The organism is Parasphingomonas frigoris, from assembly GCF_036663815.1.
In the GTDB taxonomy this organism is placed as follows: Bacteria; Pseudomonadota; Alphaproteobacteria; order Sphingomonadales; family Sphingomonadaceae; genus Sphingomonas.
Genome location: NZ_JAXOJQ010000006.1, coordinates 22,856 through 43,522 on the forward strand (window position 1 = coordinate 22,856; position 20,667 = coordinate 43,522).

Below are 20,667 nucleotides of genomic sequence, written 5' to 3' on the forward strand. Positions count from 1 at the left end.
CGGGCACCGCCCGCGCGCGGGCGGTGCCGTTCAGCGCAGGCCGAGCGTCTTGTGCGCCTGCAGCGTCAGCCGCCATTTCGGCCGCGCCATGACGAGTTCAATCGCCGCAGCATGATTGGCCTCGGCCGCTATGCTGTCGAGCGGCTGGACGAGATGGTGCGCAAAATCCCAGCGCTCGAGCTCATCGACGTCGCTGCCCGGCTGCGGCCAGACTAGCTTCAATTCATCGCCCGCGCGTTGGACGACGGTGCTGCCCGCCTTCGGGCTGATGCACACCCAGTCGATACCGGGATGGACCGCGAGCGTGCCATTGCTCTCGATCGCGATCGCAAAACCCGCGGCGTGCAAGGCATCGACCAGGGCATCGTCGACCTGCAGCATCGGCTCGCCACCGGTCAGCACGACGAAGCGCTCGGCGCGACCCGCGCCCCAGAAACCGGCGACGGCGTCGGCGAGCGCCGGCGCATCCGCGAACTTCGCGCCCCCTGCCCCGTCGGTCCCGACGAAATCGGTATCGCAGAATTGGCAGATCGCGCTCGCGCGGTCCTGCTCGCGCCCCGACCACAGATTGCAGCCGGCGAAGCGCACGAACACCGCGCGGCGACCAGCCTGCACCCCCTCGCCCTGCAGCGTGAGGAACATTTCCTTGACCGAATAGGCCATCGCCTCAGACCGCGTAGGCGGTCGGGTCAACCAGGCCGGCTTCCTCGAAGCCCTTCTTGCGCAACCGACAGCTGTCGCAGGTGCCGCAGTGCAGCCCGCCGGGCGCAGGATCGTAGCACGACCAGCTGATCCCCGCATCGAGCCCGAGCCGTGCCGCCTCGCGCGCGATGTCGGCCTTGGTCATGTCCTGCAGCGGCGCATGGATGCGGAACGGGCTGCCCTCGACCCCGGCCTTGGTGGCGATTTCGGCAAGCTGCTCGAACGCGGCGATAAATTCGGGGCGGCAATCCGGATAACCGGAATAATCGAGCGCATTGACGCCGATGTAGAGGTCGCGCGCGCCCGCCGCCTCGGCCCAGCCGAGCGCGAGGCTGAGGAAGATCGTGTTGCGCGCGGGAACATAGGTGACCGGGATCCCCGGCCCGACGCCATCCTTGGGCACGTCGATATCGGCGGTGAGCGCGGAGCCGCCGAACGCCGCGAGATCGAGCGGGAGCACGACATGACGTTCGGCGCCGAGCACGTGCGCGACGCGCCGTGCGGAGGCGAGCTCGAGCCGGTGGCGCTGATTGTAGTCGACCGACAGCGCGAGAATGCGAAAGCCGTCCTCTCTCGCGCGCGCGGCGGCGACCATCGAGTCGAGGCCGCCCGACACGAGCACGACCGCGAGCGGACGGACGGCGGGGGTTTCGGTCGCAGCATCGTGCGGCGACGCCATCGGCGCGGCGGCCGCTTGCGCTTGCGGGGTCTGTTCGACTGTCATGATGCGCTGCGAGGTAGGCCCCGCCCCCGCGTTACGCAAGCGCCCGATAAAAAGCGGGCCGCCCGTAAGGCGACCCAGGGGTGCCCGCTACCGGGCGATTAGGGAAAAAAGCGTGCTGTCCAAGGAGGCACTTGGCGGGTCTAGGCGCGAAAGCTGAAGGCTTCGTTAGCGGGGGGCGCTTAGCGTCCCTCACTCCCCCGTTCGCCCTGAGCTTGTCGAAGGGCTGTTCTTCTTGGCGTCGGTGGCAAGAAGGTCAGTGCTTCGACAAGCTCAGCACGAACGGGGGACAGGGAAACCCACGACAACCAATTTACGCTCGAACCGTTTTCCACGTCAACGCGCATCAGCGCAGCGGCGCAGCCCCCGCCGGACACGCCCCGACGCGGCGCGCCTCATATTGCTCGTCGAACGGCGCGCCGTTGAGGATGCCCTGCGTCTCGAGATTGAAATTGCGCTGCGTGGCAACCTTGACGCTGGTCAGGCCATGCCCGATCCCCGGGCAGGCATATTGTACGGTCGCCACGTTGGCGTCGTTGCTGACGACGGTGTGCTGGCACGGGGTGCTGCCATGGCCGAACTGGATCAGCGCGCGCGCGTCGCCAATGCACACCATGCGGGGCGGCGACGAAGAATCAATCGGCTTCAACTGCCACTGACCGGCCTCGATCCGCGCGATCGCCGCAAGCGGCGGGCCGCCGGTCGGCTTCGCGGCGGCGATCCCGCCGACCAGGACGAGGGCCGCGACACCGGCTCGAATCCATCCCGTACCCTGCATCATATATCCCCGTTAGACCGCAGGCGCGCGTTTGCGCCGGCACGATCTTGCGGCCCTCATCTGGGGGGCGGCACGGTCGATTACAATCGCTTCACGTAACGATATCGTCTGCGGCGCGAACCGGGAACTTGGTCGCGCAAAAGGCGCAATCGACGAAGATGATCCCGTCTTCATCCGCCATCGCGCGCTGTTCGGACGGAGGAAACTTGCCGAGTACCTGCGCGATATAATCGGGTGAGCAACGACAACCGCGGGCGAGCGCGGTATCGCCGTGGAGCCGCACCTCATCCTCCTCGTTGAAAAGGCGCCATACCAGCGTCTCAAGCGGGATCGTCGGGTCGGCGAGCTCGTCGGGCGACATCGTCTGGCCGAGGATCGCGACATGCTCCCATTCGGGATGGTCGAGCCGGGTGTGCAGCCGCTCGCGGCCATCCTCGCCCTCGGGCAGATGCTGGAGCAGCAGCCCGCCCGCGACGCGCACGCCATCGGCGGCACGCCCGACGCCGACGCGCACCAGCGTCGGGATCTGTTCGGACTGGAGAAAGTAATGCTCGGCCGCCTCGCTCAACGATGCGCCGTCGAGCGGGACGATCCCCTGATAGCGCTCGCCGGTGGTCGCCTGGTCGAAGGTGATCGCGAGATAGCCCGCGCCGAACAATGCGAACAGGCTCGGCTCCTCGGGGCCCGCAGCAAGACGATCGGCGTCATACTGGACATACCCGCGCAGCTCGCCGCCCTTGTAGTCGCACACCAGCAGCGTGACGATCCCGTTCTGCGTCTGCGCCTGCATCGTCAGCTGGCCGCCCGCATCCTTGAGCGTCGAGCCGATCAGCGCGGCGAGCGTCAATGCTTCGGCGAGCAGCGCCTCGATCGCGGGCGGATAGGCGTGCGCGGCAAGGATCGTGTCGAGCACCGGCCCCAGCCGCACGATACGACCGCGCGCGTGGCGCTCGGGGATGGTGAAACCGAGCGCGCGGTCGGTGGCGGTGGTGATCGGATCGGTCATCGGAAACTTTCGTCACCCCGGCGGAGGCCGGGGTCTCGTGGGGCTCGGGAGCGCCCTACAACCAGGAGATCCCGGCCTACGCCGGGATGACGGATATGGTGGACCTTTAGAGTAGGTTCAACCGATCTGCCCGAAGCACCAGCGCAGCACCGATTTCTGCGCATGCAGCCGGTTCTCCGCCTCGGGCCAGATCAACGATTGCGGGCCGTCGATCACCTCCGGCGTGACTTCCTCGCCGCGATGCGCAGGCAGGCAATGGAGGAATACCGCATCGGACTTGGCGCGGGCCATCAGCGCGGCATCGACCTGATAGGGCAGCATCGCGGCGAGCTTGGTCTCGGCATGAGCCTGGCCCATCGAGATCCAGGTGTCGGTGACGACGACGTCCGCACCGGCGACTGCTTCCGCCGGATCCGACACGACGCGCGCCCGTCCGCGCGCGCTGGCGATCAGCGCCTCGTCGGGCTGGAACCCTTGCGGACATGCCGCGACGACGTCGAACTGCATCAGCGCCGCCGCCTCGACGATCGAGGCGAGCACGTTGTTGCCGTCGCCGAGCCAGGCGACCTTGAGCCCGGGGAGCGGCTTGCCCGATTCGAGGATCGTCAGCAGGTCGGCCATGATCTGGCACGGATGCGAATCGTCGGTCAGGCCGTTGATGACCGGGATCGTCGCATAGCGCGCCATTTCCTCGAGCTTGGCGTGATCGTCGGTGCGCAGCATGATCGCGTCGCAATAGCCCGACAGCACGCGCGCGGTATCGGCGACGGTCTCGCCGCGGCCGAGTTGGGTGGTGCCCGAATCAAGGATCACCGAACTGCCGCCGAGCTGGCGGATCGCCATGTCGAAGCTGACGCGGGTGCGGGTCGAGCTCTTTTCGAACACCATCGCCAGCGTGTGGCCGGCGAGCGGCGCGTCGGCGTCGGGCTTGCCCTTGGGCCAGCCGGCGCGTGCCGCCTTGCGATCGAGCGCATCGGCCAGCATCGCGGCCACGCCGTCAGGACCGGCATCGGAAAGCGAGAGGAAGTTGCGCATCCTAAATCCTTAATTTTCTCTCCCTGTGGGAGAGGGAGGGAGCGGCAAAGCCGCGGAAGGGTGAGGACAGGGTGTGTTGGCGTGCGCTGCCCTCACCCTTCCCACTCGGCTGCGCCGAGCGGGCCCCTTCCCTCTCCCGCTGGGAGAGGGAGCTTTCTTTACGCCGCGACCGCCACCGGTGCGAAACTGCGCGCGCCATCGCTCAGTTTCTGCACGAACTCGGCGATATGCGCTTCCTCGATCACCAGCGGCGGCAGCACGCGGACGACATTCTCGCCCGCCGACACCGTCAGCAACCCGTGATTGTCGCGCAGATGCGCCACGAAATCGCGCGCGACGACGGCATCCTTGAGCTTGATCCCGAACATCAGCCCCTTGCCGCGCAGGCTGTCGAACATGTCGTCGTGATTGGGCATCATCTGCTCGACCGAAGCGCGCAGCCGGTCGCCCATCGCGGTGACATGATCGAGGAAGCCGGGTTCGAGCATCACGTCGAGGATCGCCTCGCCCGCCGCCATCGCCAGCGGGTTGCCGCCATAGGTCGAGCCATGCGTGCCGAACACCATGCCCTTGGCGGCTTCCTCGGTCGCGAGGCACGCGCCGAGCGGGAAACCGCCGGCGATGCCCTTGGCCGAGGACAGGATGTCGGGGGTGACGCCGTAATGCTCATACGCCCACATCTTGCCGGTCCGGCCATAGCCGCACTGGACCTCGTCGAGCACAAGCAGCAGGCCGTGCTCGTCGCACGCCTTTCGCAAGCCTTGCAGGAACTCGGTCGTCGACGCCGAGACGCCGCCCTCGCCCTGGATCGTCTCGACCATGAAGCCCGCGGTCGTATCGTCGATCAGCGCGAGCGCCGCTTCGAGATCGTTGAACGGCGCATAGGCGAAGCCCGGCAGCAGGGGCTCGAAGCCGTCGCGCATCTTGGGCTGGTTGGTCGCCGAGATCGCCCCCATCGTCCGCCCGTGGAAGGCGTTGTTGAAGGTGATCAGCGTCGTGCGCTGCGGATTGCCGTTGGCGTAGTGATAGCGCCGCGCGGTCTTGATCGCGCATTCGACCGCCTCGGTGCCCGAGTTGGTGAAGAACACCGTGTCGGCGAACGAATTCTCGACGATCCGCTGCGCGAGATGCTCGCCCTGCGGCGAACCGTAGAGATTGGAGACGTGCATCAGCGTCGCTGCCTGCTTGGCGATCGCCTCGACCAGTTTGGGGTGGCCGTGGCCGAGCGCGTTGACCGCGATGCCGGCGGCGAAATCGAGATATTGCTCGCCTTGCTCGCCGTACAGATAGCAGCCTTCGCCTCGCACCGGGCGTACGCCGCACCGCGGGTACACAGGCATCAAAGCGGGGGTCGACACGGGCCGTCTCCTGAAAAAGCAAAAGGGCGACCCAACCGGTCGCCCGAACCGCGTTTTACGAAGATGCGACCGCGAGCGCAACACCGTGCGCGCACGCCGCGCGGTCGGCCTCAGCCAGCCGGGCCGATCGGCGCGATCTTCATGCCGTCGCGAAGCTTGTCCGCGCCCGACAGCGCGACCCACTCGCCCTGCTGCAGGCCCGCCGCGACGCGGATGCCGTCGGGGCTCTGCTCGGCGAGCGTGACCGGGCGCGCGTGGAGCCGCGCGGTGGCGAGATCGACGACAAAGACCGACGCGGCGCCGGAGCGCGGGCCGACGACGGCGCTCGGCGGAATGAGCAGCTTGGTCGACCCCGGGCCGCTCGCGACGATCCGCGCGGTGCCGGTCAGGCCGGAGCTGAGCCGGGCGTCGCGCGGCAGCGAGATTCGCGCGGCGACAGTGCCGTCGCTCGGGGCGCCGAGCCGGATCAACCGGCCGACGACGATGTCCTTGTGGAACGCATCGAAGCGGACCTGCGCGGCGGCGCCGAGCGTCAACCGCGCGGCATCGCCTTGCGGGATCGCCAGATCGAGCGCGTAGCCGTTCGCCGGGGCGGTGCTGCCAGCGGCGGCCGGTGCGGCGCTGCCGGGCATCGCCTCGGCAGCGCGCGCGACGACCCGGCCAGCGGCGCTGATCGTGTCGGCGAAGACGGTGCCGCCGACTTGCGCGATGCGGACCTTGGGGGCTTGCGGAGCCTCGGGCGCCGCGACCTGGGAAGGTGCAGGCTTGCCGCATGCCGCCAGCGCGAGAGTGAGCGCGAGCCCCGCCGGCGCCAGGCGCATCAGCTCTTGATCTTCCAGCCCGAGCGCAGCAGCGCGTAGCACAGGATCCCGAGCACGACGTCGATCGCGAGCACCACCACGCCGCCGACCAGCACCGGTGAATCCGCGGTGCCGAGGAAGCCATAGCGGAAGCCCGAGATGATGTAGAAGAATGGGTTCGCGTGGCTGAACGCGCGGAAGGCCGGCGCGAGCTTGTCGACCGAGTAGAAGGTGCCCGACAGCAGCGTCAGCGGCGCGATCAGGAAATTCTGCACCGCGGCGGCGTGATCGAACTTCTCCGCCCAGATCGAGGTCAGCACGCCGACCAGAGCGAGGAAGGCAGATCCGAGCAGCCCGAACCACAGGATTGCGAGCGGATGCACGGGCATGATGTGGACACCCGGATACAGCAGCATCGCGACGAACACCGCAAGCCCGACGCAGATCGCGCGCGTCACCGCGCCACCGACCATCGCGACGAGCAATTCGGCGGTCGACAGCGGCGGCATCAGATAATCGACGATCGTCCCCTGGATCTTTCCGACCAGCAGCGAGAAACTGGCGTTGGCGAAGGCGTTGGTCAGCATCCCCATCACGATCAGCCCCGGCGCCAGGAAATCCGCGAACGGCACGTCCTGCCCGCCGACATGGACGGCGGCTCTTCCGCCCGTCGCGACGGTGAAAATGATCAGATACAGCAGCGTCGTGATCGCCGGAGCCCATACCGTCTGCAGCTGCACCTTGAAGAAACGGCGCACCTCCTTGATATAGAGCGTTCGAAGACCGCCCCAATTGACGTTCCGGATGACCGGAACGCCCGGAGCGCTCATCATGGTACGAATTTCGCCGATTGGGGGCTGGCTGCTCATGGTGCTGTCGCTAAAGACTGCTGCCGCCGCCCGCAACCCCGGCCTGACGATTGGGAAAAACGAATGAGCTGGACCGACGAACGCATCGATACGCTGCGCAAGATGTGGGAGGCGGGACAGACCGCGAGCCAGATCGCCGAAGAATTGGGTGGCGTCAGCCGCAACGCCGTGATCGGCAAGGCGCATCGCCTTGGGCTGCAATCGCGCCCGTCGCCGGTCAAGCCGAACGAGCCCGCCGCAGCCGCACCGGCCAGCGCGCCGCCCAAGCCGGTGGTGGCCGCACCGCCCGCGCCCAAGCCAGCACCGCCTCCCCCGCCGGTCGCCCCCGTCGTCGCTGCCGCCCCGGTGGTGGTCGTCGAGGAGGAAGAGGATGAGCTCGAGGCCGCGGACGACAGCGAGGTCGAGACCGACGATACCGAAGCGGCGCCCGTCGTCGTGCGCCCTGCCCCGCCGATCCTGCGTTCGGTCGGCCCCGGCGGCTTCCTGCGCCAGGCGCCGGGCGAGCAGCAGGCGCCGATCACGCCCGCGCCGCCGCGCCGCCTCGTGCCCGCCAAGCCATCGGCCGATATGGCGGGCAAGACGACGCTGCTCGATCTCAACGACAAGATCTGCAAATGGCCGATCGGCCATCCCGGCGAGCCCGACTTCCATTTCTGTGGTGATAAGGTGAACCCGGGCTTCCCGTATTGCGTCGGGCATTGCGGCCACGCCTATCAGGCACAGCTGCCGCGCCGCGATCGCCGTCCGGCACCGCCGCTACCCTTCGGCGGCCCCCGCGCACGCTGATCGAAGCGAGTCCCGGGCCGCCCCATCGGCCCGGACCAGACAAAAAAAGGGGCGCTCCGCAGGTCTGCGGAGCGCCCCTTTTTTTGCCCTCAGGCGATCTTCCTAGAAGCGGAAGTTCGCCGTTGCGCGCACGCTGTGCCAGCGGAACTTGTCGTCGCTACGACGGAAGTCGGTGCCGGTGGTGTTCGGTGCGAGCACGAACGGGTTGGTGGCAGCGGCCGTACCAGCGGTCGCCCGGACGCGATAATCGTCGTCCTTATACTGGTTGTACAGATATTCGAGACCGACCGAGAAGTGACGGCTGATCTTCTGCTCGATGCCGCCGCCGGCGACGAAGCCCCACGCGTCATGCTTGCTGCCATTGTCGGTAAAAGCGTTGGCGGTGTTGCTCGTGGCGAAGCTCGACTTGACCTTCGCATAGGCGCCGCCGCCCGTTGCGTAGAACAGCGTCTTGTCGAACGCATAACCGGCGCGCAGGCGGGCGTTGGCGTTGAAATCGACCTTGCGCGTCATCGTGTAGCTGGCGGGCGTGGTGCTGAACGCCGAGACGCTGTCGCGCACTTCGCTCTTGCCGAACTCGCCGACGACACCGAGCACGACATGGCCATACTGCTTGTCGAAGCCGACGCGGCCCGAATAGCTGATGTTGTCCTTGTCGTTGGTGCAGCCGGTCAGCTTGCCGCTGCTGGTGGCGCGGCCGTTGCAGAAACCGGCGCCGGGCTGCGCCGCGGTCGGTGCGAAGGCGTTCGCACCGGCTGCGGTGGTGACGGTGTCGTTGAAATTGCCGTCGAGGTTGCGATCGAACAGGATGCCCGAGCCAACGTCGTTGGGCTGCGCGTCGAAGCCGACGGTGCCACCGACGTAGATGCCGTCGAACGGCTTGTCATCGACGTCCTGCGCCATCGCCGGAGCCGCGAAGGTCAGGCCGGCGGCCAGCATGGTCGCGGCGGAAAGAAGGAACTTGGTACGCATGGTAACTCCTGGAATTGCTGCATCAGCGAAGGAGAGACGATCGAGCCGGCCGATTCGGTGCACCAAGATGAACATTCTGTCATGTTGGTGCATTTTTGCCACAGCTCGCGGGCATGCACGATCAGTTGGCAGCGGCGTCGCGCTGGTCCTATAGCATTGCCATGCCAGAAGACCTGTTCGCCGCCGCGCCGAAACATCTCGCCACCGACTATGACGCTTCCTCGATCGAGGTGCTCGAGGGGCTGGAACCCGTCCGGCGCCGGCCGGGCATGTATATCGGCGGCACCGACGAGCGCGCCTACCACCATCTCGCCGCCGAAGTGCTCGACAATGCGATGGACGAAGCCGTCGCAGGCCATGCGACGCGGATCGAGATCGAGCTGCATCCCGGCAACCGGCTGGTGATCATCGACAATGGCCGCGGCATCCCGGTCGACCCGCATCCGAAGTTTCCCGGCAAGTCGGCGCTCGAGGTGATCCTGTCGACGCTCCACTCGGGCGGCAAGTTCGACGGCAAGGCCTATGCGACGTCAGGCGGTCTGCACGGCGTCGGCGTCAGCGTCGTCAACGCGCTGTCGTCGGACACGATCGTCGAGGTCGCGCGCAACCGCGAGCTCTACCGCCAGCGTTTCTCGCGCGGCGAGACGCTCGGGCCGATCGAGCATGTCGGCGCGGCGCCCAACCGGCGCGGCACGATGGTCAGCTTCATCCCCGACGAACAGATCTTCGGCCCCGAGATGAGCTTCAAGCCCGCGCGGCTGCACAAGCTGGCGCGTTCGAAGGCCTATCTGTTCGCCGGCGTCGAGATCCGCTGGAAGTGCGCGCCCGAGCTGATCAGCGACGACACGCCCGCCGAAGCGGTGTTCCAGTTCCCCGGCGGCCTCGCCGATCACTTGCGCGAACAGGTCGGCGCAAGAGAGTGCGCGATGACCGACTTCTTCGTCACGCGACAGGATTTCCCCGGCAGCGCCGGCCGCGTCGAATGCGCCGTCGCCTGGCCGCTGTGGAGCGACGGCTCCTATTCCTGGTACTGCAACACCATCCCGACCCCCGACGGCGGCACGCACGAAGCGGGCCTGCGCAACGCCTTGGTCAAGGGCATCCGCGCGTTCGGCGAGCTCGTCGGGCAGAAGAAGGCCAAGGAGATTTCGGCCGAGGACATCATGACCGGCAGCGAGCTGATGCTCTCGGTCTTCATCCGCGACCCGCAGTTCCAGAGCCAGACCAAGGACCGCCTCTCCTCCCCCGAAGCGACCCCGCTCGTCGAGAAGGCGGTGCGCGACCATTTCGATCATTTCCTCAGCGACAATATGGAGCGCGGCAAGGCGCTGCTGACCTATGTCATCGAGCGGATGGACGAGCGCCTCGCGCGCAAGGCCGAGCGCGAGGTCAAGCGCAAGACCGCGACGAGCGCGCGCAAACTGCGGCTGCCGGGCAAGCTCACCGACTGCGCCTCGGCCGGCCCAGAGGGCACCGAGATCTTCATCGTCGAGGGCGATTCGGCCGGCGGCTCGGCCAAGCAGGCGCGCGACCGCAAGACGCAGGCGATCCTGCCGATCCGCGGCAAGATCCTCAACGTGGCGTCGGCGACCTCGGCCAAGATCGCCGCCAATTCCGAAATCGCCGATCTGATCCAAGCGCTCGGCTGCGGCACGCGCAAGACCTGCGTCGCCGAGAATCTGCGCTACGAACGCGTCGTCATCATGACCGACGCCGACGTCGACGGCGCGCATATCGCGACGCTGTTGATGACCTTCTTCTTCCAGGAAATGCCCGAGATCGTCCGCGCCGGGCACGTCTATCTCGCGCAGCCGCCGCTCTATCGCCTGACCTCGGGCACCAAGAGCCTCTACGCGATGGACGATGCGCACCGCGAACAGCTCGAAAAGACCGAGTTCAAGGGCAAGAAGGTCGAGATCGGCCGCTTCAAAGGGCTCGGCGAGATGAACCCGATGCAGCTGCGCGAGACGACGATGGACCCCAAGTCGCGCGCAATGCTGCGGATCACGCTGCCGCAGGAATATGAGGAACGTGCCGGGGTGAAGGATCTGGTCGACCGGCTGATGGGCACGAACCCCGCGCATCGCTTCGCTTTCATCCAGGAAAATGCCGCCAGGCTAGATGAGGATGCGATCGACGCGTGATAGGGTCGCCGCATTGGATGCAACGGGGGTAGCGGCGATGCTTCGGTCGATGATAGCGGCACTTGCGGCGATCAGCGGAGTCGCGCCGGCAACCGCGCAGACCCCGCCCGCGCCTTCGGCAACCGTTGCGGCCGACCCGCTGCGGATGCGCGCCGACACGCTCCTTGCGGTCCTCGCCGGCGGCGGCGACACCGGCGCGATCTTCGCCCCGACGGTGCTGGCGCAATTGCCCGACGCAAAGATTCGCGCGGTGTCGAAGCATCTGTCGGACGGCTTCGGCGCGCCGCTCGCGATCGACTCGCTCGACGTCGTGACGCCGCAAGGCGCGCGGATCGTGGTGCGCTATCAGCGCGGCACAGTGGCGATGAACCTGGCGATCGAGCCGGCGGCGCCGCATCGCATCACCGGGCTGCTGGTGACGGGAACCGCGTCGGGCGAGGCATCGCTCGCTGCGGTCGCGGCGTCGATCGAGAAGCTGCCGGGCGTGGCAGGCTTCGCGCTGTCGCGGCTCGGCGCGGGGGCGCCGCAATCGCTCCAGGCGAGCAAGGCCGATACCGATTTCGCGATCGGATCGGCGTTCAAGCTCGCGATCCTCGCCGAGCTGATCCGCGCGACCAATGCCGGCGAGCGGCGCTGGGACGATCTCGTGACGCTCGACGGCAAAGCGCTGCCCGGCGGGCTCTACACGCAGAAGCCCGCTGGCACGACGGTCAGCCTGCGCGAGCTCGCACAGAAGATGATCTCGGTCAGCGACAATAGCGCGACCGACATCCTGCTGAAGACCCTCGGGCGCGAGAAGGTCGAGGCGATCCTGCCGGTGATCGGCTGGCGCCACGCCGCGCGCAACCGACCGCTGATGAGCACGCTCGACCTGTTCACGCTGAAGGGCTCGGCGGGCGGCGCGTTCGGCAAGCGCTGGCGCGAGCTCGACGAAGCCGGGCGCCGCGCGCTGCTGGCGAACGACGTGGCGGCGACACCGCTCAGCGCGATGGACCCCGCCTTGTTCCAGCGCGGCGTGCCGGTGATGCTCGACATCGAATGGTATGCCAGCCCGGCCGACCTCGTCCGCACGATGGACTGGATCCGCCGCAACACCGAAACGGGCGCAGGCGCCGAGGCCCGCACGATCCTGGCGATCAACCCCGGCGTCGGGCCGGCGCAGGCGGCGCGCTGGTCCTATGTCGGCTACAAAGGCGGATCCGAGCCCGGCGTGATCGAGATGACGCTGCTGCTGCGCGGCGGCGACGGGGCGTGGTATGCGCTGGCGGCTAGCTGGAACAATCCCGCCGCTGCGGTGGCTGGCGAACGCTTCGTGGCGCTGGTCAGCCGGGCGGTGGATCTGGTTGCAGCAGCCCGGTAGCGGCCCTCTCCCGCACGCGGGAGAGGCTGCGAAGACTTGGTCCGCCGCCTTCAGGCGGGCCTAGTCGCAGTCGGTGAGCGCCTTCTTCTTATCCGCATCGACGAGAAGAAGAAGAAGACCCTCACCCAACCCTCTCCCGCGAAGGCGGGAGAGGGCTAGAGGGATTCCTACCGCGCGCCGCGCATCCGCGCCTGATGATATTTCGCGCGCACCACCACGCCAGCAAGCAGATGCAGCGCCGCGACGCCCAGCAAGAACAGCGGCAGGATCATCGGCACCTGCGGCCAGTAGCGCGCGCGCAATGCGGCGAGCAGCGCGCCGGCCAGCGCCAGGGCAACGCCCATCCAGCGGATCGGCCGCGCGACCATGCGCAGTTCGGCCTTGTAGGCGGCGCGCTGCGCGGGGTCATTGAGGTCGGGGGGCGGCACTGCGGCCGGGTCGTGCGTCATCGATCGATCCATTCGCTGGCAAGCAGGCCCCACAGCACGGTGTCGCGGATGCCGATATGCGTTTCCCACTCGGCGCGCAGCAGTCCCTCGCGCTGGAAGCCGAGCGATTCGAGCAGGGTATTCGAGGGCACGTTGTCGGGGTCGGTATCGGCGAAGACGCGGCGCTGCTGCTCGACGCGGAACAGCTGGTCGAGCACCGCGCCGACCGCTTCGCGCGCGATTCCCGTGCCCCAATGGTCGCGCGCCAGCATATAGCCGATCTCGTACACGCCCGGCCGTTTGTCGCCAGCCGCGACGAACCCGATCGCGCGATCGTCCCCGTGCAGGGTGATCGCCCAGCCGCGCCACACATCGAACGGCTCGGCAAATTTCGCGCGGGTCTGCTCGACCGACTCGTGCGGGCCGTGCGACCAATAGGTCATCAGCGCGGGATCGGAAAAGCTCGGGAACAACGCTTCGGCGTCGTCAGCGGTGCGCTGGCGCAGGCGCAGCCGCGCGGTTTCGAGGACCGGGATCGCGCTCATGCCGTCAACGCGGCGACGAGCGTCTTGACCTTCTTCTGCCGCCACTGAGGCAACGGCGCGACCAGCCAATAGCCGAGCCGATACGCCGTCGCCTCGGCAACCGCGACGACGCGACCGCTCGCGAGATCGGCGGCGGCGAGCAGTTCGGGCACGGTTGCGCGCCCCAGCCCCTGCGCCGCGGCATCGAGCGCGAGCCCAGCGTCGCCGACGCGGACCAGCGACATGCTGTCGTCGTCGACGCACCCCGGCCAGGCGATCCGCGTGTCGACGCCGCCGCCGGCACGCTCGACCGTGACCATCCCCGCAGAAGCGATCGCCTCGCCCTCATGCTCGCCCGGGCCGTCACCCCAGCGGATCGCGAGATCGAGATTGGCCTCGGTGAAATCGATCGTGTCGTCGGCCGAGATCAACACGAAGCGCAGTTCGCCGTCGGCGCGCGCGATGTCGGCGAGGCGCGGCATCAGCCATTTCTCGGTGAGGTCGCGCGGCGCGGCGATCGTCAGCGACTTGCTGGTCTGCCCGGCCTGCATCGCGCGGACGGCTTCCTCGAACTGCAGGAAACCCTGGCGCAGCGGGGCAAGCCCGGCTTCGCCTTCGGGGGTGAGTTCTAGCCCCTTGGTGGTGCGGCGGAACAGCACGACGCCGAGCGTATCCTCGAGCGCACGGATCTGCTGGCCAACCGCGGCGGGGGTGACGGCGAGTTCGTCGGCGGCGCGGGTGAAGCTCAGGTGCCGCGCGGCGGCGTCGAGCACGCGCAGACCATTGAGCGGGAGATGCGTGCGCTTCACTTTTCTTCCCCTCCCGCTTGCGGGAGGGGATTGAGGGGTGGGCGCGCGCTGTCAACGAGCGGTGCGCTCAACGGAGAGCGCGCGCCCACCCCCAGCCCCTCCCGCATGCGGGAGGGGAGAAAGAAGAGCGCCCTCACGCCCCAACCGCCGGGGCGATCAGCCCGAATTTCGGAATGGCGACGTCGAACCCCGAACCATCCTCGCCCATCATGCCGTAGCTGCCGACCATCGAACCGGTCGACGTCGCGAGCGGGCAGCCCGAGACGTAATCGAAGCTCTCGCCCGGCGCGATCATCGGCTGCTCGCCGATCACGCCCTCGCCCTCGACCGAATGGCGCGCCCCGCGGCCGTCGGTGATGATCCAGTGGCGCATCAGCAGCTGCACCGTCATAGCGCCGGCATTCTCGATGCGGATATGATAGGCCCAGAACCAGCGGCCGCGCTCGGGCTCGGACTGTTCGGGCAGGAAGCTGACCGCGACGCGCACGACCACCCCGCGCGTCTCGGCGACATGCGGGAACAGGGCCTTCACAGACCGACCGCCGTCAGCGCGCGGTCGAGATCCTCGATCACGTCCTGCGGATCCTCGAGGCCCACGTTCAAGCGCAGCAGCCCCTCGGTCACGCCCATTTCCAGCCGCTTCTCTTCCGCGACGCCATAATGCGTCGTCGACGCCGGATGCGTCATCAGCGAGCGCGAGTCGCCGATATTGTTGGAGATATCGACCAGCTGCAGCCCGTCGAGCAGCCCGTGCGCCTGCTTGCGATCGGCCACCTCGAACGCAAAGATCGGCCCGCACGCGTCCATCTGCGACATGGCGAGATTGTGCTGCGGATGGCTCGCCAGACCCGGATGCAGCATGCGGGGCACGCGCGTTTCGAGGAAGGCGCCGACCTTGAGGCTGTTCTCGCTCTGCCGGCGGATGCGCAGGTCGAGCGTCTCGAGCCCTTTCAGCACCACCCAGGCATTGAATGCGCTGAGCGTCGGACCGGTGTTGCGCGTGAAGGGCAGCAGCGTGTTGGTGATGAAATCCTCGGTGCCGCACACGGCCCCGGCGAGCACACGCCCCTGCCCGTCCATCATCTTGGTCGCGCTATAGGCGGTGACGTCGGCACCGAATTCCATCGGCCGCTGCAGCGCGGGTGTGGCAAAGGCATTGTCGACCACCGAGGTGATCCCGCGCGCGCGCGCGATGTCGCAAACCGCTTTCAGATCAACGATATCCATCGTCGGGTTGGCAGGCGTTTCGAAGAAGAACACCTTGGTGTTGGCCTTCGCCGCATCCTCGAACTGCTGCGGGTCGCGGGCATCGACGACCGTCGTCTCGATCCCGAACTTGGGCAGCAGCGTGTCGACCAGCCAGCGGCACGAACCGAAGGCGGCGCGGCCGGCGACGACATGGTCGCCGGTCTGCAGCTGGCACAGCAGCACTGCGGTCATCGCCGCCATGCCGGTGGTCATCGTGCGGCACGCTTCGGCGCCCTCGAGCAAGGCGATCCGCCCTTCGAGCATCTCGACCGTCGGGTTCTGCAACCGCGAATAGGTCATGCCCTGCTGCTCGCCGGCGAAGCGCGCTGCGGCGTCGGCGGCGCAATCATAGGCATAGCCCGAGGTGAGGAAGATCGCCTCGGACGTCTCCCCGAATTCGCTGCGGGCGGTGCCGCCACGCACGGCTTGGGTGGCGGGGCGCCATTGGCGCGTGATGCTCTGGTCCTGGCCGGTACGACGTTTCATGGCCGTGCTTTGCCGGTGGCGGGGGCCGCGCGTCAATGGGGTGCCGGCCTATGCGCTTGAAAGCCGCGCTGTTCGGCTGGATAGAAGGGCGGGTGAGCGCCGTTCCCCCCAAAGCCGCCAGTACCAGCCCGTATCGCGCCGCCGCGCTGATCGCGCTGCTGGCGCAACTGCTGTTCAGCTATCGCCTGACGATCCCGACCAAGCTGATGTTCGACGAAGTCCATTACGTCCCCGCCGCGCGCACGCTGATCGCGCTGTCGGGGCCGCGCAACATCGAGCATCCGTTGCTCGCCAAGGAGATCATCGCCGGCGGGATCCTGCTGCTCGGCGACAACAGCCTGGGGTGGCGCTTCTTCTCGACGCTCGCCGGGACCGCGACCGTGCTCGGCGTGTTCGCGATCGTCTGGCTGATGCTCGGGCGCGTGCGGCCGGCGGTGTTCGGCGCGCTGTTTGCACTCTTCAACTTCACCGTCTTCGTCCAGGCGCGGATCGCGATGCTCGACGGCTTCATGGCCGCGTTCACGCTGCTCGGCATCGCCAGCCTGCTCTGGGCGATGCGCGCCGATAGCGTGCGCGCTGCGTGGGGCCGCTGGATCCTCGGCAGCGTGCTGCTCGGCCTCGCCGTCGCGGCGAAATGGATCGCGGCGCCGTTCGTCGCCTATGCCGCGATCGGCTTCGTCGTCGTGCGGCTGGTCGACGCGCGGCGCAGCGGCCACTCGGCGTTCGCCGCGCTCAATGCACGACCGATCGGCGGCGTGCATCGCCACTGGCGCGGCATGGCCGCGATCCCGGCGATCGTGGTGCTGGGCGCGGTAAGCATCGCAACCTATTTCACGACCTTCGCGCCAGCCTTCTTCTACGCGGTGCAACCGATGAACATGGCGCGGCTGCTGCCGTTCCAGCTAACCATGTATCACCAGCAAACCCAGATACTTGCAGCGCATACTTACCAATCGGGCTGGTGGAGCTGGCCGCTGGTGATCCGTCCGATCTGGTATCTCTACGAGCCGACCGACGGGGCGCAACGCGGCGTGCTGCTGGTAGGCAACCTCGCCATCCTGTGGGGTGGGCTGATCGCGGTCGCGGCGTGCCTCTATGACGGCGTGCGGCAGCGCTCGCTCCCGCTCCTCGGCGCGGCGGGGCTGTGGCTCGGCAGCTATGTCGTGTGGGCCGTGATCCCCAAGTCGCTCGGCTTTTTCTATTATTACTATCTGCCGAGCATCTTGCTGTGCGTCGCGCTCGCCGTGGCGATCGATCGCTATCGGCGCGGGCGCGCGTGGGATGCGGCGTTGCTCGGCGGCGCTATCGTGCTGTTCGCGATGTTCTACCCGATCCTCTCGGCGATGCCGCTGTGGGGGCCCAACGCATTCCGGCTGTGGACGTGGTTTCCGAGCTGGGTTTAGATTCCCGGCGGCCCCGCAGTCTGCCATTATAGCATCGCGCGGGGGCGCCGAGCCATCTCAGAACGAAGTCCAGTCGTCGCCACCCCCGGCGGCGACCGCCATCGCCGGGATCACGCGTGGCCGGGTCGTCGCCGCTTTGGGCGCCATAGAGGCGATCTTCGCGATGCGCGGTGCAGGCGCAGGCGGGGCGACGGAGCGAGCCGGCTGGCGCACGGCATGGCCGATCGTGAACTTCTCCGTCTGCTGCGCAAGCGCAACCACCTCGGTGGCAAGGTTGCGGGCAGCGGCTGACGTCTCTTCGACCATTGCGGCATTCTGCTGCGTCGCCTGGTCCATCGCACGGACCGCCGCGGTGACCTGCGTCACGGCGGTCGATTGCGCGATATTGTCGCCGGCGATTCCGGCCAGCAGCGTGTGCACCTCGCCCACGTCGCTGGAGATGTTCGACAGGGCGCTATCGACCTGCTGGACACGGCTGACCGCGGCCCCGATCTCGGCCTGCGTCGTGGTGATCTGCTCGCGCGCGCGGCCGGCCTCTTCCTCGGCGCGCATCGCGAGCGCGGAGACGAGATCGGCAACGACGGCGAAACCGCGTCCCGCATCGCCCGCCCGCCCCGCCTCGACCGCGGCGTTCATCGCCAGCACGCGCGTCTGGAACGCGATCTTGTCGAGCCCTTCGATCACGTCGTCGATGCCCTTGGCGCTTTCGCTGACGCGCATCATCACCTGAACCGTTTCGGCAGTGACGGTGCGACCGTCCGCGACCGTCGTCATCGCGCCGTCGGCCCGATCGACAGTGCGCGCAGCGGCGCTCGCCGTCGCCTGGAGGCGCTGGTCCATCTGCGCGATCGCAGCCGACGTCTGTTCGAGGCTGGCGGCATTGGTCTCGGTGCGCCGCGCCAGATCCTCGCTCGCCCGCGCGATCTCGTCGGACCCGGTGCGGATCGTCCCGGCGCTTTCGCTGACCGCGCCGATCAACGCGCGCAGAGTCCTGACCGCGGTATTGAAATTGTCCTTGAGCGCCGTGAACGGGGCCTGCAGGTCCGTATCGATCTCGACGGTGAGGTCGCCATCGGCGAGCGCCGTCAGACCGGTGCCGAGACTGTCGACGATGAGCTGTGCCTGCGCGGCCTTCGATGCCTCGGCGGCCTGGAGCTGGTTGCGGAACGCGAGCATCGCCTTGGCCATGTCGCCGAGTTCGTCGCCGCGCTCGGCACCCTCGACCGCGACGTCCAGATTGCCGCCGCCCATGGCGCGCATCGTTGCGGCGAGGGTCTCGATGGGACGAACGACCCGGCGTGTCGCCAGGCGCACGAAGGCAAAGGTGCCCGCGATCCCCAGCGCGAGGACGATGACCAGCAGGATAATGGCAGTCGTGCCGACGGTCTCGGCCCGGTCGGATGTTCGCTGCGCATGCGTGATGATGGCGTCGGATGCCTTGGCCATCGAGGTTTCGAGCGCGCGAAATTGGACGAAGAAGGACGGCAGATTTCGGCGCGCCGCGGTCGGATCGCTTCCCGATTCCGCAAAGATCCGCTCGGCGGCGTCGGTATAGCTTTGCATCGGCGCGGGCAGTTGCGCGGTGACCGCCTTGACGTCGGCCGAGCCATCGAAGGCGCCATCGGCGGCAATACCTTTGCGCAGCGCCTTCAGATGCTCGTCAAAGTCGGCGCTGATCTCCGAGCGCTTGAGGCCACTGCTCGGGTCGTTCGACTCCAATATCGCGAGCACGTCGGCGCGAACGGCATCGTGCATCATGTCGGCCAGCTGGTGGTTCGATAGCAGCACGGCCGCTTCGTTTCGCCGGACAAGCGCGTCGGACTGCATCCAGGCGGCGCCGAGCCCGGTGCCACCGCAAACCACCATCAGGCCGAGCAACGCTCCCCCTGACAAACGGATCGCGCGATCGAGCGACATCTGGCCGCGTGCCTGCATTGGTGTGGTGGAACTCATCGACCCGCTGACTCCATCGTTATGCGAACCATCCTATAATAGGATCGTCTACTTTGGTCGGGCGGTTAATGATGCAGATTACGTATCGTGCGCTGGTTCTGGGATGTTTGCTGGCGACGGCTGCGGGCGGCGCCGCCCCCGCAAGCGCGCAGTCGAGTGCTCCCGAACCGGCGCCCCCGCCGCGCGTCGTCACGGTCGACGGCCGCTATGTCTTCGACGTCATCGGCGTGGCGGCGGGCGGCGACGCCCGCGGTGCCGGTGCGCTGGGCAATCTCGAACTCACCGCCGAGGGCGATCTGGATCGCCTGGTCGGCTGGCACGGCGCGCGCGCGCACGTGCATCTGCTGAGCAATCATGGGCGCGCGATCAACGATCTTGCCGGCACGCTGCAGGGCATCGACAATATCGAAGTCGCCGAAGGGCGCACCAAGCTCTACGAAGCGTGGATCGAGCAGACCTTCGCCCACGATCGGCTCGCGCTGCTGGTCGGCTTGTCGGATCTCAACGCCGATTTCTACCAGAACGACGCCGCCGGACTGTTGATCGCGCCCGCCTTCGGGATCGGTTCGGAGCTTGCATCGACCGGCCCCAATGGTCCCTCGATCTTTCCGTCGACGGCGTTGACCGCGCGGCTCAACATTGCCGTGGCGCCGTCGGCGTATCTGCGCGCGGCCGTCGTCGATGCGCGCGCAGGCGTGCTCGGCGATGCCGCCGGGGTCGACCTCACGATGCAGGACGGCGCGTTGCTGATCGCCGAGGGCGGCAGCACCCGCGGCGGCGGCAAGCTCGCCTTCGGTGTGTGGCGATATACGCGGCGGCAGGACGATCTGCGCGCGGTCGATCTCGACGGTTCGCCGCTCCGCCGGATCGCGCGCGGCGCCTATGGCCTGCTCGACCAGCGGCTGGTCGGCGACGATGCGCACGGCGTTGCCATCTTCGTGCGGGCCGGCATGTCCGATGGGCAAACCACGCAGTTTCGCGGCGGGATCCAGGCTGGCCTGCTCGCGACCGGCCTGATCGCGGGCCGCCCGCACGGCCAGCTCTCGCTCGGCATAGCGCACGCGCTGCTCTCGTCCGGCTTCAAGGATCAGCTGCGCGACGCGGGCGAACGGCCCGACATGGCCGAGACCGGACTGGAGCTGACCTATCAGGACCGGATCGCCCCGTTTCTCTCGGTCCAGCCCGACCTGCAATATGTCCGCCGCGCCTATGGCAACGGCGCTCGCCGCGATGCGCTGATCCTGGGACTGCGGATCATCGCGGCGTTCGAGCGGCACTGAGTCCG

The 20,667-nt window shown here is 67.8% G+C and carries 20 protein-coding genes; 5 read left to right on the forward strand and 15 right to left on the reverse strand.

The genetic code is table 11. The features are described from left to right. Nucleotides 1-30: 30 nt before the first annotated feature. The 8 genes from queE to U1872_RS17265 all read right to left on the reverse strand — a co-directional run bounded on the left by queE (nt 31) and on the right by U1872_RS17265 (nt 7,269). Complete coding sequence (queE, locus tag U1872_RS17230) at nt 31-663, reverse strand: 7-carboxy-7-deazaguanine synthase (RefSeq protein WP_332794360.1); 633 nt, start codon at nt 661-663, stop codon at nt 31-33. Between the two features lie 4 nt (nt 664-667). Beyond that, nucleotides 668-1,381: a 7-cyano-7-deazaguanine synthase QueC gene (gene queC, locus U1872_RS17235; RefSeq protein WP_332794361.1), complete on the reverse strand. Its 714-nt coding sequence runs from the start codon at nt 1,379-1,381 to the stop codon at nt 668-670. A gap of 388 nt (nt 1,382-1,769) precedes the next feature. After that, nucleotides 1,770-2,201, reverse strand: a complete 432-nt coding sequence (locus tag U1872_RS17240; protein ID WP_332794155.1) for a DUF3617 domain-containing protein — start codon at nt 2,199-2,201, stop codon at nt 1,770-1,772. 91 nt (nt 2,202-2,292) lie between these two features. Further along, nucleotides 2,293-3,207: an Hsp33 family molecular chaperone HslO gene (gene hslO / locus U1872_RS17245; protein ID WP_332794156.1), complete on the reverse strand. Its 915-nt coding sequence runs from the start codon at nt 3,205-3,207 to the stop codon at nt 2,293-2,295. A 117-nt stretch (nt 3,208-3,324) separates the two neighbouring features. After that, on the reverse strand, nt 3,325-4,242 hold the full coding sequence (argF, locus tag U1872_RS17250; protein ID WP_332794157.1) for an ornithine carbamoyltransferase: 918 nt from the start codon (nt 4,240-4,242) through the stop codon (nt 3,325-3,327). 158 nt (nt 4,243-4,400) lie between these two features. After that, on the reverse strand, nt 4,401-5,600 hold the full coding sequence (locus U1872_RS17255) for an aspartate aminotransferase family protein (RefSeq protein WP_332794158.1): 1,200 nt from the start codon (nt 5,598-5,600) through the stop codon (nt 4,401-4,403). Nucleotides 5,601-5,710: 110 nt separating this feature from the next. Further along, on the reverse strand, nt 5,711-6,421 hold the full coding sequence (locus U1872_RS17260; protein WP_332794159.1) for an efflux RND transporter periplasmic adaptor subunit: 711 nt from the start codon (nt 6,419-6,421) through the stop codon (nt 5,711-5,713). Beyond that, complete coding sequence (locus U1872_RS17265; protein ID WP_443025404.1) at nt 6,421-7,269, reverse strand: ABC transporter permease; 849 nt, start codon at nt 7,267-7,269, stop codon at nt 6,421-6,423. The genes U1872_RS17260 and U1872_RS17265 overlap by 1 nt, the downstream gene beginning before the upstream one ends. Before the next feature lie 63 nt (nt 7,270-7,332). On the opposite strand from U1872_RS17265, the gene U1872_RS17270 reads away from it, so the two are divergent. Continuing rightward, nucleotides 7,333-8,055, forward strand: a complete 723-nt coding sequence (locus U1872_RS17270) for a GcrA family cell cycle regulator (RefSeq protein WP_332794161.1) — start codon at nt 7,333-7,335, stop codon at nt 8,053-8,055. 102 nt (nt 8,056-8,157) lie between these two features. Here U1872_RS17270 and U1872_RS17275 read toward each other — a convergent pair whose 3' ends face one another. Beyond that, nucleotides 8,158-9,027: an outer membrane protein gene (locus tag U1872_RS17275; RefSeq protein WP_332794162.1), complete on the reverse strand. Its 870-nt coding sequence runs from the start codon at nt 9,025-9,027 to the stop codon at nt 8,158-8,160. Nucleotides 9,028-9,188: 161 nt separating this feature from the next. Between U1872_RS17275 and parE the strand changes: the two genes are divergently transcribed. Next, on the forward strand, nt 9,189-11,171 hold the full coding sequence (parE, locus tag U1872_RS17280; protein WP_332794362.1) for a DNA topoisomerase IV subunit B: 1,983 nt from the start codon (nt 9,189-9,191) through the stop codon (nt 11,169-11,171). A 49-nt stretch (nt 11,172-11,220) separates the two neighbouring features. Continuing rightward, complete coding sequence (locus U1872_RS17285) at nt 11,221-12,531, forward strand: serine hydrolase (protein WP_332794163.1); 1,311 nt, start codon at nt 11,221-11,223, stop codon at nt 12,529-12,531. Between the two features lie 167 nt (nt 12,532-12,698). Here U1872_RS17285 and U1872_RS17290 read toward each other — a convergent pair whose 3' ends face one another. The 5 genes from U1872_RS17290 to U1872_RS17310 form a co-directional block, all read right to left on the reverse strand. After that, nucleotides 12,699-12,980, reverse strand: coding sequence for a hypothetical protein (locus U1872_RS17290; protein WP_332794164.1), 282 nt, complete (start codon nt 12,978-12,980; stop codon nt 12,699-12,701). Then, a complete protein-coding gene (locus tag U1872_RS17295) occupies nt 12,977-13,504 on the reverse strand; it encodes a GNAT family N-acetyltransferase (RefSeq protein ID WP_332794165.1) in 528 nt (175 codons plus the stop codon). The genes U1872_RS17290 and U1872_RS17295 overlap by 4 nt, the downstream gene beginning before the upstream one ends. After that, nucleotides 13,501-14,292, reverse strand: a complete 792-nt coding sequence (locus U1872_RS17300) for a LysR family transcriptional regulator (RefSeq protein WP_332794166.1) — start codon at nt 14,290-14,292, stop codon at nt 13,501-13,503. The genes U1872_RS17295 and U1872_RS17300 overlap by 4 nt, the downstream gene beginning before the upstream one ends. A gap of 133 nt (nt 14,293-14,425) precedes the next feature. Beyond that, nucleotides 14,426-14,824: a Co2+/Mg2+ efflux facilitator ApaG/CorD gene (gene apaG / locus U1872_RS17305; RefSeq protein WP_332794167.1), complete on the reverse strand. Its 399-nt coding sequence runs from the start codon at nt 14,822-14,824 to the stop codon at nt 14,426-14,428. Then, nucleotides 14,821-16,026: a trans-sulfuration enzyme family protein gene (locus U1872_RS17310; RefSeq protein ID WP_332794168.1), complete on the reverse strand. Its 1,206-nt coding sequence runs from the start codon at nt 16,024-16,026 to the stop codon at nt 14,821-14,823. Before U1872_RS17310 ends, apaG begins: the two co-directional genes overlap by 4 nt. A gap of 92 nt (nt 16,027-16,118) precedes the next feature. Between U1872_RS17310 and U1872_RS17315 the strand changes: the two genes are divergently transcribed. Next, a complete protein-coding gene (locus U1872_RS17315; protein ID WP_332794169.1) occupies nt 16,119-17,429 on the forward strand; it encodes a phospholipid carrier-dependent glycosyltransferase in 1,311 nt (436 codons plus the stop codon). A gap of 57 nt (nt 17,430-17,486) precedes the next feature. Here the strand turns inward: U1872_RS17315 and U1872_RS17320 are convergent, their stop codons facing one another. Beyond that, complete coding sequence (locus U1872_RS17320; RefSeq protein WP_332794170.1) at nt 17,487-19,382, reverse strand: methyl-accepting chemotaxis protein; 1,896 nt, start codon at nt 19,380-19,382, stop codon at nt 17,487-17,489. A gap of 68 nt (nt 19,383-19,450) precedes the next feature. Between U1872_RS17320 and U1872_RS17325 the strand changes: the two genes are divergently transcribed. Further along, the gene (locus U1872_RS17325) at nt 19,451-20,662 is read left to right on the forward strand and encodes a carbohydrate porin (protein WP_332794171.1); all 1,212 of its coding nucleotides are present in this window, start codon (nt 19,451-19,453) and stop codon (nt 20,660-20,662) included. The last annotated feature ends 5 nt before the right edge of the window (nt 20,663-20,667 follow it).

Excerpts from the sequence above, each read along its gene's own strand:
- queE (WP_332794360.1), bottom strand. The coding sequence starts at position 663 with ATGGCCTATTCGGTCAAGGAAATGTTCCTCACGCTGCAGGGCGAGGGG.
- queC (WP_332794361.1), bottom strand. The coding sequence starts at position 1,381 with ATGGCGTCGCCGCACGATGCTGCGACCGAAACCCCCGCCGTCCGTCCG.
- U1872_RS17240 (WP_332794155.1), bottom strand. The coding sequence starts at position 2,201 with ATGCAGGGTACGGGATGGATTCGAGCCGGTGTCGCGGCCCTCGTCCTG.
- hslO (WP_332794156.1), bottom strand. The coding sequence starts at position 3,207 with ATGACCGATCCGATCACCACCGCCACCGACCGCGCGCTCGGTTTCACC.
- argF (WP_332794157.1), bottom strand. The coding sequence starts at position 4,242 with ATGCGCAACTTCCTCTCGCTTTCCGATGCCGGTCCTGACGGCGTGGCC.
- U1872_RS17260 (WP_332794159.1), bottom strand. The coding sequence starts at position 6,421 with ATGCGCCTGGCGCCGGCGGGGCTCGCGCTCACTCTCGCGCTGGCGGCA.
- U1872_RS17265 (WP_443025404.1), bottom strand. The coding sequence starts at position 7,269 with ATGAGCAGCCAGCCCCCAATCGGCGAAATTCGTACCATGATGAGCGCT.
- U1872_RS17270 (WP_332794161.1), top strand. The coding sequence starts at position 7,333 with ATGAGCTGGACCGACGAACGCATCGATACGCTGCGCAAGATGTGGGAG.
- U1872_RS17275 (WP_332794162.1), bottom strand. The coding sequence starts at position 9,027 with ATGCGTACCAAGTTCCTTCTTTCCGCCGCGACCATGCTGGCCGCCGGC.
- parE (WP_332794362.1), top strand. The coding sequence starts at position 9,189 with ATGCCAGAAGACCTGTTCGCCGCCGCGCCGAAACATCTCGCCACCGAC.
- U1872_RS17285 (WP_332794163.1), top strand. The coding sequence starts at position 11,221 with ATGATAGCGGCACTTGCGGCGATCAGCGGAGTCGCGCCGGCAACCGCG.
- U1872_RS17290 (WP_332794164.1), bottom strand. The coding sequence starts at position 12,980 with ATGACGCACGACCCGGCCGCAGTGCCGCCCCCCGACCTCAATGACCCC.
- U1872_RS17295 (WP_332794165.1), bottom strand. The coding sequence starts at position 13,504 with ATGAGCGCGATCCCGGTCCTCGAAACCGCGCGGCTGCGCCTGCGCCAG.
- U1872_RS17310 (WP_332794168.1), bottom strand. The coding sequence starts at position 16,026 with ATGAAACGTCGTACCGGCCAGGACCAGAGCATCACGCGCCAATGGCGC.
- U1872_RS17320 (WP_332794170.1), bottom strand. The coding sequence starts at position 19,382 with ATGAGTTCCACCACACCAATGCAGGCACGCGGCCAGATGTCGCTCGAT.
- U1872_RS17325 (WP_332794171.1), top strand. The coding sequence starts at position 19,451 with ATGATGCAGATTACGTATCGTGCGCTGGTTCTGGGATGTTTGCTGGCG.